This window comes from Actinomycetota bacterium (assembly GCA_019347575.1).
In the GTDB taxonomy this organism is placed as follows: Bacteria; Actinomycetota; Nitriliruptoria; order Nitriliruptorales; family Nitriliruptoraceae; genus JAHWKY01.
In genome coordinates, this window is the sequence record JAHWKY010000023.1 from 17092 (window position 1) to 31958 (window position 14867).

Here is a 14867-nt window from a genome sequence, read left to right on the forward strand (position 1 = left end):
ACGCCGTGGATCCTGACGAGTTCAGCCTTACCGCGGTCGGTCTGACCGAGGCCGAGGAGGGGATCTACCGCGCGCTGGTCCGGCGCCGCCACGCGTCCGCGGCGGAGATCTCACGGGATGTGGGGACGACAGCAGCCCAGGTGCGCCGCGCCATGGAGCAGCTCGAGGCGAAGGGCTTCGTCAGCCGCATGCCGGGGCGCAAGGTCACCTTCGTCGCAGGGCCCCCGGAGGTCGCGGTCGAGGCGGCGATCCACCGCCAGCTCGAGGGCATCGAACGTGCACGCCAGACCGCGCACCGGTTGGCTGACGAGTTCAGGAGCGGATCGGTGGCGGGCGCCCCGGTAGAGGTGGTCGAGGTGGTCCTCGGCCGCGAGGCAGTTGTCCAGCGCTGGGCGCAGCTGCAGCAGCTCGCGACGGAGGAGCTGCTCGCCTTCGACCGCCCGCCCTACTCCCGGCCCACGCCCGAGGCGAACCCGGACGAGGACGTCGCGCTGAGGCGGGGCGTGCGGTACCGCATCGTGTACAGCCGTGAGGCGCTGGAGTGGCCGGGGATGCTGCCGCACATCGAGCGCTACATGGCCGCGGGCGAGCACGCGCGGGTCCTCGCCGAGGTCCCGATGAAGCTCGACATCGTCGACCGCAAACTCGGCCTGGTCCCCCTGACCCTCGACGACCCGGGGCGGATGGAGGGCGCCCTCCTGGTCAACCCCTCACCCCTGCTCGAGGGGCTCGAGGTCCTCTTCGAGACGCTGTGGGACCGCGCGGTCCCGCTCGACGCGGCCCTCGGTGTCGAGCCGGAACCGGACGCGATCTCGGATGAGCACGCCGAGCTGCTGGCCCTCATGGCCGCCGGCCTGAAGGATGCCGCCATCGCCAGGCAGCTCGGAGTGGGGTTGCGGACCGTCCACCGACGGGTCGCCGCGCTCCTGGATGCGCTCGGGGCGGAGACCCGCTACCAGGCCGGTCTGCAGGCCGCGAGGCGGGGGTGGTACGAGGGATCGCCGCAGGAACCTCGCGCGTGACCGAACCGAACGCCCTCGCGGCTCGTCCCCCCGCAGTACCGTGCGGGCCTACGGGAAGGCGGGGCGTGGGCGAGATCCACGAGGTCAGAGGCTGCTGTCCGCTGGATTGCCAGGACAGTTGCTCGTGGGTGGCCACGGTCGAGGACGGCCGCGTGGTCGGGATGGCCGGGGCGAAGGAGCATCCGGTCACCCGGGGCTCGCTGTGCGCCAAGGTGAACGACTACCACGAGCGACCGTACGCACCCGACCGGCTGGTCCGCCCGCTGCGGCGCGTCGGCCCCAAGGGGAGCGGGACGTTCGAGCCCATCTCCTGGGAGGCCGCGATCGACGAGGTAGCGGTGCGCTTCCGACGGGTGGTGGACGAGCACGGCGCCGAGGCTCTGCTGCCCTTCCACTACCTCGGGTCGATGGGCGTCGTGCAGCGTCGCGCGCTGCACCGCATCTTCCACGTGCTCGGCGCGTCACGTTTCCACGGCAGCGTCTGCGGTCAGGCCGGCAACGCCATCGCGGCCGAGGGCTTCCCAACCGGCATGGATCCGGAGGAGATGTCACACGCCCGGTTCGTGCTCGTGTGGGGCGCGAACCCGCTCACCACCTCCCACCACACGTGGCACTTCCTGGCCGAGGCCAGGAGGCGCCACGGCGCCCGCATCGTCTGCATCGACCCGCGGGTCACGAGGACGTCGAAGGCCAGCGACGAGCACGTGCGGGTGATGCCCGGAACGGACTGGGCGCTGGCCGCCGGGATGGGCAGGGTGATCCTCGACGAGGGTCTCGCCGACCTCGATCACGCGCGGCAGGTGGCGACTGACCTCGACGCCTACGCCGCAATGGTCGATCCGTGGACCCCCGACCGTGTCGCCGAGACGTGCGGCATCGACGCCTCGGTGGTGGCCCGTCTGGCGCGCGAGTACGCAGAGGCGCGTCCGGGACTCATCCGGCTGAGCGTCGGCGTGCAGCAGACCGCCAACGGCGAGGCCCTCGTCCGAGCGCTCTACGCGCTGCCGATTCTGGCCGGCCACTGGCAGCACCGGGGCGGAGGCCACTTCTGCGAGACGGTGCCGGTGATGGACGAGGCCGCCGCGGCCCGCCCCGACCTGCTCCCCGGCAGCGTCCGATCACTGGACATGGCGCGGCTGGGGGAGAGCCTGACCGACCCGGAGCTGGATCCACCGATCAAGGCGCTGATGGTGTGGACCGCCAACCCCGCGGTCTCCCAGCCCGACTCGGGCCGGGTGCGCCGCGGCCTCGCCAGGGAGGACCTGTTCACCGTCGTGGTCGAGCACTTCCTGACTGACACCGCACGCTACGCCGACGTGGTCCTGCCCTCGACCACCCAGCTCGAGCACTTCGACGTACAGGGTGCGTGGGGCCACCACTACATCTCCCTCAACAACCCGGCGATCGCACCGGTCGGGCAGACCAAGTCGCACGGGGAGATCATGCGCCTACTCGCAGCGCGGATGGGCCTCGATCATCCCGCTCTCCGCGAGAGCGACGAGGACATCGCTGCCTCCGCCCTACCACCTGGCCTGAGCCTGGACGAGCTGCGCTCGGGTGGCTGGTACAAGTCACCTCCGGCGCCGTTCACGGCGACGGCCAGCGGCGGGGCACTGCGGATCAGCGGTCCGGCGCCGTCGCTGCCGGCTCCACCGGGTGACGGGCTGCTGCGGTTGCTCACGCCCAAGAGCCACCACTTCATGAACTCGACGTTCGCGAACATGCCCAGGCAGCGCAAGGCGATGCGCCGGCCCACGCTGGACATGCACCCCGACGATGCGGGTTCGCGCGGCCTGGTCGACGGCGACCACGTCGAGGTCAACAACGGCTCGGTAACCGTGCGGGGGTGGCTCCGCACCACCGACGACGTGCGCCCGGGGGTGGTGGCGATGGCCGGGAAGTGGTGGGGCGCGCCCGACGACGACAGCGCCGTCGCCAACCTGCTGTCGTCGAGCGCGTGGTCCCCGGGTGGGCAGCCGACGTACAACGACACGTGGGTGCTCGTCGCCGGGGCGGCGCCGTCGACACCAGTGGCTGGCTGAACCGAGGCCATCGAGCGACTCGCCGTGGTCGGTTATCGCCGCCCGGTGGGACGTCAGCGCCCCAGGTGAGGAGCGTCAGCGAAGAACTGCGCCTTGAAGCCGGATGGGTTGAACTCCCAGTGCCACGGTTCGCGGCGGTACTGGTAGAAGCCGAACTCCGCGCCTCTCGTGAACATCCACTTGTAGGCCGGCGAGGCGGTCATGCGCATGATGTTCTTGAAGTTGCCGGTGGAGGTCTCGGTCCACTTCTCGCCGGTGGCGCTCATCGATGATGTCCACAGGTTGAGGTCCATCGCCAGTCCCATCGAGTGCGCCGAGAAGCTCGCGACCGCCTTGGGGTTGTCGGACCTCTTCGCCGCTGCCTCGGCCTTGCTGCGGTCGCGGAAGGCGTTGCGGACCGAGATGACCACCCCGTCCGCCTTCGCCGCCGCGTACAGCTCCGCGAACTTGTCGGCGGCGTGCTTGTTCATCATCTTGCTTCGGGCGCTGCCCTGACCCTCGAGCGTGGCGAGCTGGCTGGAGATGTAGTCGTCGTACGCCTTCTGGTCCTTGGCGAACCGGGCCTTGGTGAGCACCGCGTCGGGACCCAGGTTGGCGCGGCGCTCGCCGCCTCCCGGCCGCACCCGCATCAGCGCGAGGAACAGCGCGTCGGCATCGTCCTGGTGCTTGCCCACGAAGTACCTACCGCTGCTGTGCTCCTTCAGCGACGCGTCGCGTCGGTACCGGGCGACCTCGTCGGCGCTCATCGAGCTGATCGGCTTGGACTTGCGTCCCGGGTAGTCGAGCCAGCCCCACTCGATGCCCTCGAACCGCTTCCGTTCCTTCTCGGGCAGCAGCTCCAGGGTGGAGCGCATCGCGTCCTTGACGAACGCGGCCTGCCCGCCCGGATCCGCCGCGCCGGGCTCGTGGCCAGGGGGTGTCGGCGCGGTGCTAGGGGTGGGGCCGGCCGGGGTGGGGCCGGCCGGGGCGGGGCCGGCCGGGGTGGGTCCTGCCGGGGCTGCGGGGGCAGTCCCACCGGTTCCGCCCTTCGCGGCCGGGTCGGTGCGGGCGACGTCGCGCAGGAACGGCTTGGCGATGCCGTCGCGGATGGACAGCCACTCCTTGGCGAGGTGGGGCTCGTCCTTGCGGATGCGACGGCCGTTGAGCTCGGGGTGGCGGGCGAAGAACAGTAGGTTGGTGAGGTTGTTGGTGTCGAGCCCCTGGGTCTGCATCCACGTGGCGAGATCGGGAAGGCCGAGCATCCCGGCGATCGTGTTGGCCGTGCCGAGGCCCGAGCCGATCAAGCTGACCACGAGCCCGAGCAGGTCCGCGCTGGCGGGCGGTCCGCTCGCCGCCTTCGCACCCTCGGGCGGGGCCTGGTCGACGCGGGGCGGGAGCTTGCCCCCCGCGAGCGTGCCTGAGCGGGGGATCTTCCGGATGATGTTGTTGGCCTTCCACTCCTCGTTGCCGCCGCGCTCGGGCTTGTCCTTGCGCTTGCGGTACTCGGCGCGGATGGCGTCGGCGACGACGTCGAGGAACTCGTCGCGCGTGAGGTCCTTGCCCGTGGTCTTGCGGATGGTCGCGGCCGCGGCCTTGACGGCGAACGCCGGTCGGTTGTTGTAGGCCTGGAACAGCCACGCCCGGACCGTGGGATCGTTCATGTACGGGTGTGTCTTCTTGCCGACCTTCTTGCCGACCTTGCCGTACAGCTCGCGCTCGTCCTGCAGCGCGTACACGACCAGGGCGGAGATGATCTCGTCGTCGAGGCCGGCCTCGAGGAAGCGCGTCGGCCACGGTTCGGTGCGCAGCTCCTCGGGATCGTCGGCGCCCTCGATCTTCGGCTGCTTCACCGTCTTGCCCCGGAGCCGGATGGCGTACTCGCCGCTGCCGATGCGGATGTCGTGACGGGCGAACGCGGAGGGCGCCATCCGGATGACGTCGTACAGCGAGCCCCAGCCCAGCACGACCTGCTTGAAGCCCATGCTGACGTACTGGTTGTCCCACGTGTTGACCCCGGCGACCTGTCCGCGCGACTCGACGTTGGCGACGGACTGGAGCAGGAAGATGTCGCTCTCGGACAGCGGGATGGGCTCGCCCCCGTGGGCCAGGCTCCCGCCCGCCTGCATCTCGCGCAGCTTGACGCTCAGCTTCGGGCCGGCGTAACGCGCGACCCCTTTGCGGCCCTTCTTCTTCCGCTGCACGGTCGGGGCGCCCGGCGGCTCGGAGGTGGAGCCGACCAGAGCGCCGACCGCCGCGTTCCCGGCGCGCTGCTGCAGCTGCAGCAGCCGCACCACCGGCGGCGACGCCTCGGTGCCGCGTCGTGGGTTGGAGGTCGTGAGCGGTGCGGGGCGGCGAGCATCACGCCCGGTCCGCGCCTGCGAGTCCCCCACCGTTCCCCCTGGTGTCTCTGACGCACGTACCCTGACCCCTCCCGGCGCTCCCGTCAAGGCCGCGGAGCGCCGGGGTCTCGCCGTCGGTCAGCGTTCAGCTCCCGTTGGAGAAGCCGCCCTCCTGGACGACGACGTTGCCGTTGATGCGCTGCTGCTGCTCGTCCTCGTCGTCGCGGTCGCAGTCCGGATCAGCCATGTCCACCGTCTTATCCAGACCGAACGTGTCGCTCTCGCGGGGGCCCCCGTTGCCGTCGCCGCCATCCACGGCGTGGGCCTCCCAGATGTCGCCGTTCTCCATCTCCATCTGGAACCACGCCTCGTCGTCCTCGACGTGCAGGCAGAAGATGACGCCGTGGAACCCCTGGCCCTGTCCGGTGCGGCTGGCCTCTCGGTAGTCGAACTGGCCCGTGGCCAGGGTGCCCTCCGGGGCCACAGCGATGGCCTCGTAGCCGATCGAGGCCCCGCCGCCGGGGTCGCCCCAGTAGCCGAACCCGCTCGAGTAGTCGTTGGTGCCCGCCCCGCCCGCCGCGACGAGGCTCAGGGCGAACAGTCCCGCGATCAGCGCGGCCAGTCTCTTCATGTTGGCTCCTCTCGGTGGACGTCCGTGCGTCGATGCGGCATCGGTCCGCGGCACCCGCGGGTGACCGCCCGACCCGACCCTCGCGATCCACGGTCGCGGCGGGGCGGTGGCGGGTGCCGCGCGCATCTTCGGCCATCCCGCGGAGATCGCGGCGTCCGAACGGCCGGGGTGGCGGACGACGCCGCCCCGCCCCGACTCCGTGGAGACCTGGCCTCACATGTGAGGCCAGGTCCACACGCAGCGGGGTTGCGGCGCGGCAGGGTCTCCGCTGCTACGGGGTCACCGCGCGAGCAGCTGCTCCACGGTGGTCTTCACCCCGTCGCCCAGGGCGTCGGGACCGCCGACCAGGACGGCCTCGTCCACCTCGTCACGCAGGCCGCGCACCCAGTCGGCGGTCGACGGGGCGCTGGCGAGGCCGTCGGGCGGGACGAGCAGCAGCAGCCCTCCCGCCTTGGCGGCTGCCGGGCCCGTCGCCAGCGCGTCGGGGAACGCGGCCCCCGTGGCGAACCACAGGCGGTCGGGTGACTGACCCGCGTCGACGGCTCGCCGTGCCACCTCGAGCGAGGTGGTGTACCGGGTGTCGCCGGCCAGCCGCTCCACGGACGGTCCCGAGTTCGCGATGGCACTCTCGACGTCCAGCGAGACCGCCGCCGGACCACCAACGATCACGACGTGGCTGGCACCGCGGATGACCTGTGCGGTCACGTCCGGCAACGCGTCGGGAGCCACGAGCAGGATCGGTCGCTGCTGCTGCGATGCCAGCGCCGACACCGCGACCGCGTCGGGCCAGCCCCGGCTCAGGTCGGGACCGGTCCCGGCGGTCACGTACACGCTGCTGGCCGATGGCAGGTTCTGGGCGATGCGCACCGCGGTCTCGTAGCGATCCGCTCCGCCGATGCGGTCCGCGGACAACCCGGCCGATGTCAGTTGCTCGAGGACCGTGGCCGACACCGCCTCCGGGCCGCCGAGGACGTACGCACGGCGGGCATCCAGCCGAGCGATCTCGCGGAGGACAGCGTCGGGCAGCTGTCCGGTGTCGGTGAGCAGGATCGGGGCGTCCACGGACGCTGCCAGCGGTCCGCCGGCCAGCGCGTCGGCGTACCCGTCCGCCCGGGCGATCACCACGGCCGGCGCCCCGTCGGGGAAGACCCGCTGCGACAGCGCCACGGCGGTGCCGATGCGGGTGTCACCCTCGACACGGACCACGGCAGCGGTCGCCGTACCGTCGGTCGGTACGTCGGTGGGATCGTCGACCGGAGGGGTCGGCTCGTCGACCGGAGGGGTCGGCTCGTCGACTGGAGGGGTCGGCTCGTCGCCCTGAGCGACCCCGAAGCCCCACGTGCTCGCGTGGGACGTACGCACCACGATGACCACGTCGTCACCGTCGAGCGTGCGGCTCGCCACGCAGGGGTCGGGGTCGGCACCGGTCTCGTCCCGACATGCCCCGGCGACATCGCCGTCGCGGGTCACGTCCAGGTCGTCGATGTCCAGCCCGTCGGGCAGCAGCGTGCCGTCGAGACGCAGGGTGAGGACGAGCGGATCGGCGACCGTGGCCGTCGGGGCCTCGATCTGGAGTCGTACGCTCAGCATCTCGTAGCCGGTCGGCGCGTCGGCCGCTTCGGACGCCTCGAGCACGGTGATCGTCCCCGCGACCGGAGACGTGACCGCCACACCGACCGGGTCGGCGCTGGTGGCTTCCGCGGCGCCACCGGTCGACACGGTGCCTCCCGCGACGACCTCGCTCGAGACGGAGTCGTCGTCGCAGACGTCACCGGTGCCGTCGCCGTCGGCATCGGACTGGTCGGTGTTGGCCGTCTCCGGGCAGTTGTCGTCGAGGTCGCCGACCCCGTCGCCGTCGGCGTCGCGGACGAGCACCCGCACGACCGCGGTCGCGGTCCCTCCCGTCGGGTCGCTGACGGTGTAGGCGAACTCGTCGGTCCCCGAGAACGCGCCGTCGGGCGCGTACACGATGGTGCTCGTCTCTGTGACCGTGGCGGTGCCGTTGCTCGGCTCCGTGTCGATCGTCACGGTCAGCGCGTCAGCGTCGACGTCGCGGTCGTTGGCGAGCACGTCGATGTCGACGGGGGAGCCGTCGACCGAGGTGGCGGTGTCGTCGCCGGCGACGGGGGCGTCGTTGACTGCCGCGACCGTGATCGTCACGGTGGCGGTGTGGGTCGCGCCGTGGACGTCGGCGACGGTGTAGCCGAGCGTGTCGGTGCCCGACCAGTCCGCCGCCGGGGTGTAGAGCACCGCCCCGGTGTCGGTGACCGTGGCGCTGCCGCTGGTCGGCTCGGTGCTGATCGTGACCGTCAGCGCGTCACCGTCGACGTCGCTGTCGTTGGCCAGGACGTCGACCGTGACAGGCGTGTCCTCGTCGGTGGCGGCCTCGTCATCGACGGCGACCGGCGCGTCGTTGACCGAGGTGACGGTGATCGTGATGGTTTGGACCGCGCTCGTCGCGGAGGCGGTGCAGGTCGTGCTGACCGGCGCGCAGTCGTCGGGGTCGCCGCGGTCGCTCACCTGGTAGGTGAGGCTGTCCGCCCCGTGGGCGTCGAGGTTCGGGGTGTAGGCCACGATCGGTCCGGAGCCGGTCAGCCCACCCAGCGTCGAGCCGGACACGATGGTGTAGACCAGGTCCGCGTCCGCGGTCTCGACGTCGGCGGCCAGCGCTCCCAGGTCGATGTCGACCGGGCCCGCATCCTCGTCAAGCGTCACGGAGCTGTCGCTGGCGGTGGGTAGGTCGTTGACCGGGTTCACGGTCACGCTGATCGTGGCGAGGCGGCTGGTCGCCGCCACGTCGCAGGGCGCGTCGGTGCAGCCGTCGGGGTCGCCACGGTCGGTCACCCGGTAGGTGAGCGTGTCGCTGCCGTTGACGTTCGCGTCGGGCGTGTAGGACACCGTCGCCCCGGTCAGCGTCGCCTGCCCGGAGGTGGGCAGGTCGACCAGCTCGTAGGTGAGGTCGGCGTCGGCGGTCTCGAGGTCAGCCGCCAACGCCGCCAGGTCGATCCCGAGCGGGGCCGCATCCTCGTCGAGGGTGACGCTGGTGTCGGTGGCGTCGGGTACGTCGTTGACCGGGTCGATGGTGATCGTGACGGTCGCGACCTGGCTCGTCTCCGGGGCGTCGCAGGGCGCCTCGGCGCAGTCGTCGGGGTCGCCGCGGTCGGTCACGCGGTAGGTGAACGTGTCGCTGCCGTTGATGTTCGCGTCCGGGGTGTAGGTGAGCGCCCCCCCGCTGCCGGACAGCTCCCCGACGGTGGGTGCGGACACGACCTCGTACACCAGATCGCCGACGGCGGTCTCCACATCCGACGCCAGGTCGGTCAGATCGACGGGGACCGTGCCGTCCTCCTGGACCGTCACCGCGTCGGCGTCGGCCACGGGCACGTCGTTGACCGGGTCGATCGTGACAGTGACGGTTGCGGTGGTGCTGGTGAGCACGCCGTCGCAGGGCTCGGCAGTGCAGGCGTCGGGATCGCCCCGGTCGGTCACGGTGACCGTGAACGTGTCGGTGCCGTTGGCGTGCGCTGTGGGCGTGTAGGACACGACCGGCCCGGCGGCGCTGAGCGTCCCCAGCGTCGGGTCCGTGACGATGGTGTAGGTCAGGTCTGTGTCGGCGGTCTCGACGTCGGCGGCGAGCGCCCCGAGGTCGATGTCGACCGGGCTGGCGTCCTCGGCCAGCGTCGCCGACCCGTCTTCGAGGCTCGGGCGGTCGTTCACGGGCAGCACGGTGACGGAGACGGTCGCGTCGTCGATGTGCCCGAGTTCGTCGGTGACCCGCACGACGAAGCTGTCGTCGCCGTTGAAGTTCGCGTTCGGCGTGAAGGTGCCCGCCCCGTCCCCGGCGCCCAGCCCGTCGACGGTCCCGGCGGCGGGGCCCTCGAGCACGGACCAGGTCAGCTCGTCCTGGTCGCTGTCGATGTCGGTGGCCACGACCTCGAAGGAGATGACGGTGTCCTCGTCGCCCGAGGGCGCGGTGTTGGAGGCGACCGGCGGGTTGTCGTTCTCGACAATCGTCGCGGTGACCGCAGGCGGCACGACCCCGAGGTAGGTGAGCTCGAGGCTGGTGATCGCGTGGGACACAGTGCCGGTGTGGGGGTTACTCTCCACGTCGGTGTCGTCCACCACGGTGGTGGCGACGGTCTGGGGGAGTGCCCAGTCGGTCGGGGTGAACGTGAGGGAGGTCGGGTCGACCGTCACCTCGATGTCGGGGAGGGCGGTGACGATGACGTTGGCCGCGGGTCCCGACGTCCCGGCGAGGCACAGACGGTGATCGACGGGGGTCGGGTCGTCCTCGTCGAGGTCGATGGCCTGGGGCCACACGTTGACGGGGACGTCGGGGTCGAACGCGACCAGGGTCGAGCCGCCGTTGAGGACGACGTGACGCAACTGGCGGCCGTCCTGTGCGGCCAGGCCGGTGACGTTGGCGAACGATCCGTTGCGCGTCCCCCAGGTGAGCGCCGGGAAGGTGCCACACGGGTCGGGGACGTAGGCGGCGGGGCGGGTCACGGCCAGCGTGCCCGCGAGGTTGGCGGTGCCCACCACCGACAGCTGGTCGTGGCCGGTGTCGGTGAGCTCGACCTCGACGGTCGAGGCGCCGTCCACCGATAGGTTGCCGCCCAGGTTCAGGGTCCCGGCGGAGTTGCCCGGTGCCACCGTCAGGGTCAGGCCGACCACGTGGGCGTCCACACGTCCGGTCCCGCTCAGACGGGTTCCCGTGTTGAACCTCAGCGTGCCCAGTCCCACCTCCGGAGCCGATGAGGTGACCGCTCCGCCATCCGTCTGCCGGATCGAGCCGCCGGCCTCGACGTGCAGGGTCAGGCCGGGGTCGAGCTGGAGGGTCCCGTCGTTGACGAGTGCTCCACTGAGCCAACGGGTTCCGCCGTTGCTGTTGTCGACCTCGATCGTGCCCGCGTTGGTGTAGCTGCCGGTCGGCACACGCAGCCGGGTGTTGGAGTTGGTGCTGTGCTCCGAGGTCAGCACGATGGTGCCGTGGTTGGTACCGCTTGCGGGCGCCTTCAGGCGCGTGTCGGCGTACCAGCCGCCGACGATCGAGATGGTCGCCCCGGTCGGCACGTCGCCGATCAGGGTGTGCTCGCCGCCGCCGTGCAGGCGGTAGCTGCCGGCATCGGCCGCGGCGGGGTCGGCCCCGGTGAAGTCGAGCGTCGCGTTGCCGCTCATCGAAACGTCGTTGCCGCTGACGGTCCCGCCCTGGAACGCGACGGTGCCGCTGCCGACGGACACCGACCCCTGCACGTCGAGCCTGCCCGCCGACTGCGTCAGCGTGTGGGTCGCAACTGACAGCGTCTCGTTGGCCGCGATGTTGATCGCGCCCTGGTTGGTGAGGCCGGTCCCGGTCGCCGAGCTGTCCAGCGTCAGCCCGTCGATGAGCTCGAGGACGCCGGTGTTGACCAGTTGGCCGGCGAGGTTGCGGCTACCGCCGGCTCCGGGCTCGGTGCGCAGCGTCCCGGCGTTGGTGAAGGTGGCGTCGTCGGGGACCCACAGCCGCGCATGGGCGTTGGTGCTGTGGTCGGAGGTCAGCACGATGGTGCCGTGGTTGGTGCCACCGGCGGACGAAGTCAGGCGCGTGTCGGCGTACCAGCCGCCGACGATCGAGATGGTCGCCCCGGTCGGCACGTCGCCGATCAGGGTGGACACGCCGCCGCCGTGCCGGCGGTAGCTCCCGGCATCGGCCGCGGCGGGGTCGGCCCCCGTGAAGTCGAGCGTCGAGTCGGCGTTCAGCGTGAGGGCGTTGCCGGTGACGGCCCCTCCCTGGAACGCGACGGTGCCACTGCTGACGGACACCGATCCCTGCACGTCGAGCGTGCCCGACGACTGCGTCAGCGTGTGGGTGGCGACCGTCAGCGTCTCGTTGGCCGCGATGCTGATCGCGCCCTGGTTGGTGAGGCCGGTCCCGGTCGTCGAGCTGTCCAGCGTCAGTCCGTCGTTGAGCTCGAGGACGCCGGTGTTGATCAGCTGGCCGGCGAGGTGGCGGGTACCGCCCGCTCCGGGTTCGGTGCGCAGTGTCCCGGCGTTGGTGAAGGTGGCGTCGTCGGGGACCCGCAGCCGCGCGTGGGAGTTGGTGCTGTGGTTCCCGGTCAGCACGATGGTGCCGTGGTTGGTACCGCCGGCGGGCATGTTCAGTCGCGTGTCGGCGTAGGAGCCGCCCTTCACGTTGATCGTCACCCCGTCGGGGACGTCGCCGATCACCGTGGACACTCCACCGCCGGTGAGGTCGAAGGCGGCCGCGCCCGTTGCCCCCGGCGCGGAGCCGCCGAAGTCCAGGATCGTGGACCCCGCGAGACCGATGGGAGTGCCGGTGGCGGCCCCACCGGTGTAGTTGAACCGGCCGTCGGTGACGGACAGCCGGCCCAGGACGTCCAGGGTCCCGCTGGTCTGGGTGAAGGTGCGGTCGGCGATGTCCAGCGTCTGGTCGGCCGCGATGGTGAAGGTCCCCGCGTTGGACAGGGTCCCCCCCGACGCGGTGCCGGCCAGCGTCAGCGACCGCTGCAGGTCGACCGTGCCGGTGTTGGTGAGGTTGCCCTGCAGGTAGCGGGAGCCACCGGCCGCGACCTCGCTGCGCAAGGTGCCGGCGTTGGTGAAGGTGGCGCCGTCGGGCACCAGTAGCCGCGCGTAGGCGTTGGTGCTGTGGTCCGCCGTCAGCACGATCGTGCCGCGGTTGGTCGCCGCGGCGGGGGTGGACACCCTCGTGTCGCGGTACCAGCCGCCCTGGATGGTGACGGTCGCCCCTGCGGGCACGTCGCCGATCAGGGTGGACGCGCCGCCGTCATAGAAGAGGTAGCTACTGGCGACCTCCGCGTCGGCGGGCATCCCCGACAGGTCCAGCGACGCGTCGCCAGCGAGCCGAACGGCGTTGCCGGTCATGGTCCCGCCGCTGTGCACGAAGGTGCCGCTGGAGATCTTGACCAGCCCGTCCGCGGTCACGCTGCCGGCGGCGTGCGTGAACCGGTGGGCACCCACCTCGATCGACCGGTCCGACGCGACCTGAACCGTTCCCGTGTTGTGGATCGAGGAGTCGTCCGCGGCGCCCGACAGCTCGAGGTTGCGGCCGACGATCAGATCGCCCTCGTTGCGCAGGTCACCCTGCAGGTAGCGCCAGCCACCGCCGCCGTCCTCCAGACGCAGCGTTCCGCGGTTGGTCAGCGGCTGACCGGCCGGCGCCAGCAGTCGCGCCCTGGACTCGGTGGAGTGGTTCGTGGTGAGCGCGACCGTGCCGGCGTTGACCCATCCGGCCGGCACCTCCAGGCGGGTGTCGGTGTACCAGCCGCCCAGGACGGTGATGGTGACGCCAGCGGGGACGTCCGACAGCGCCTGGCTGGTGCCGCTGGTGAAGGTGTAGCTGCCGGAGCCGTCCGTCCCGGACGGGACCGTGCCGAAGTCCAGGCTGGAGGTGCCGTTGAGACTCACACCGCTCGCGCCGCTCACGGTGCCGCCCGCGTACTCGAAGTCGGCACTGTCGAGGCGCAGGGCACCCTCGGCGACGAGGCTGCCGGCGCGCTGCACGAACGTCCCGATGACGGGCACATCGCCACCGATGCGACCCAGCGCGGTGGTGGTGCCCGCCGCGATGTCGATGTCGCCATCGTTGACGAACGTCCGGCCTTCGGCCAGGGTCAGGTTCCGTTGGATGTCGATGCTGCCGGTGTTGGTCAGGTCGGCTTCGAGTCGGCGCCCGCCACCGCTGCCCGCGACGACCAGCACGTCCCCGGCGTTCGTCACGGCCCCCGCCGAGCGGATCCACGACGTGCCGGGGACGCCCGACTGGCCGGTGAGCGTGACCGTGCCGCCGAGCGTGGCGCCATCCGGCACGATCAGGCGGGCGTCGCGGTAGTAGTCGGCGACAACCTGAAGATCGTGGCCCGGCGCGGCGTCGCCGACCAGCGCGACGTCGCCGAACAGCCGGTAGGTGCCCGAGCCGGTCGCGTCGGCGGAGAACTCCACGGTGCCGCTGTCGATGATCGGGGCGTTGCTGGTCTGGGTGCCGCCGGCGATCAGGTAGGTCGCGCCGCTGACAACCTTCAGCGCCCCGCCGTTGATGAGCGTGCCGTCCGTCTGTGCGAAGGTCGCCGGGCTCGACACCGTGGTGGTGCCGCCGGTGATCTCGAACGTCCCGGAGTTGGTGTACGTGCGGTCGCCCGCGAGCGTGAGCTGTGTGGTCACCGTCGTCTCGCCGGCGTTGTCCAGGCCGATCGACAGGCTCCTGCCGATGCCGCCCCCGCCGGGGAGCACCTCGAACGTCCCGGTGTTGGTGAACATCCCCCCGACCAGCTCGGCGGTGCCGCCGTACGCGTGGGAGGTGAGGACCAGGGCGCCCCCGTTGGTCACCGCGCCCGGCACGGTGAGGGTGACGTTGTGGTAGTAGCCGCTCGAGATGGACAGCTTCGGGGTCGTGGTGCCGCTAGCGGTGACCGTCAGGTCCGCGACCGTGGCGTGGTTGGCGACGGTGACGGTGTAGGACGCGACGTCGCCCGCGGACGCGTCGATGCAGACGTGGTCGGTGTCGACGGGGGTCCGGTGCGCGCCGTCGGCGGCCGCGGTCCACTTGGTCGCGTCCGACCATGATCCACCCACCGCTCCCGCCCACGAGATCGTGCAGGCGGTCGACGCGCCGGCGCGCACGACGGTCAGAAGACCGATCGTGGCGACGGCCATCGCGGCGAGGACGAGGTACAGGCGTGCGTGCCCGAGACGTTGCGAGCCGTTCGGCATCGGTGGATCCCCAGAGCAGGTAGGCGCCCCACTGGCGTCCGCATCGGCGGGATGATGCTCCTACGCCGTTCGGACTTCCACGGTTAAGGGGGGTCATCCTGGAAGATGACCCAACCGGGTTGGTCCG

The 14867-nt window shown here is 71.5% G+C and carries 5 protein-coding genes; 2 read left to right on the forward strand and 3 right to left on the reverse strand.

Going from position 1 to position 14867, the window contains the following annotated elements:
* The first annotated feature begins 5 nt into the window (after window positions 1–5).
* Together KY469_15135 and KY469_15140 are read left to right on the forward strand one after the other, a co-directional pair.
* Window positions 6–1022 (forward strand): hypothetical protein, encoded by a 1017-nt coding sequence (locus KY469_15135; protein ID MBW3664433.1) that lies wholly within the window; start codon window positions 6–8, stop codon window positions 1020–1022.
* Between the two features lie 65 nt (window positions 1023–1087).
* Complete coding sequence (locus KY469_15140; protein ID MBW3664434.1) at window positions 1088–3064, forward strand: molybdopterin-dependent oxidoreductase; 1977 nt, start codon at window positions 1088–1090, stop codon at window positions 3062–3064.
* A 53-nt stretch (window positions 3065–3117) separates the two neighbouring features.
* Here the strand turns inward: KY469_15140 and KY469_15145 are convergent, their stop codons facing one another.
* The 3 genes from KY469_15145 to KY469_15155 form a co-directional block, all read right to left on the reverse strand.
* Window positions 3118–5433: a D-alanyl-D-alanine carboxypeptidase family protein gene (locus KY469_15145; protein MBW3664435.1), complete on the reverse strand. Its 2316-nt coding sequence runs from the start codon at window positions 5431–5433 to the stop codon at window positions 3118–3120.
* A 94-nt stretch (window positions 5434–5527) separates the two neighbouring features.
* Window positions 5528–6013 (reverse strand): hypothetical protein, encoded by a 486-nt coding sequence (locus tag KY469_15150; GenBank protein MBW3664436.1) that lies wholly within the window; start codon window positions 6011–6013, stop codon window positions 5528–5530.
* A 279-nt stretch (window positions 6014–6292) separates the two neighbouring features.
* Window positions 6293–14740 carry a tandem-95 repeat protein gene (locus KY469_15155; GenBank protein MBW3664437.1) on the reverse strand — a complete coding sequence of 2816 codons (8448 nt, stop codon included), beginning with the start codon at window positions 14738–14740 and terminating at the stop codon, window positions 6293–6295.
* Between the last annotated feature and the right edge of the window lie 127 nt (window positions 14741–14867).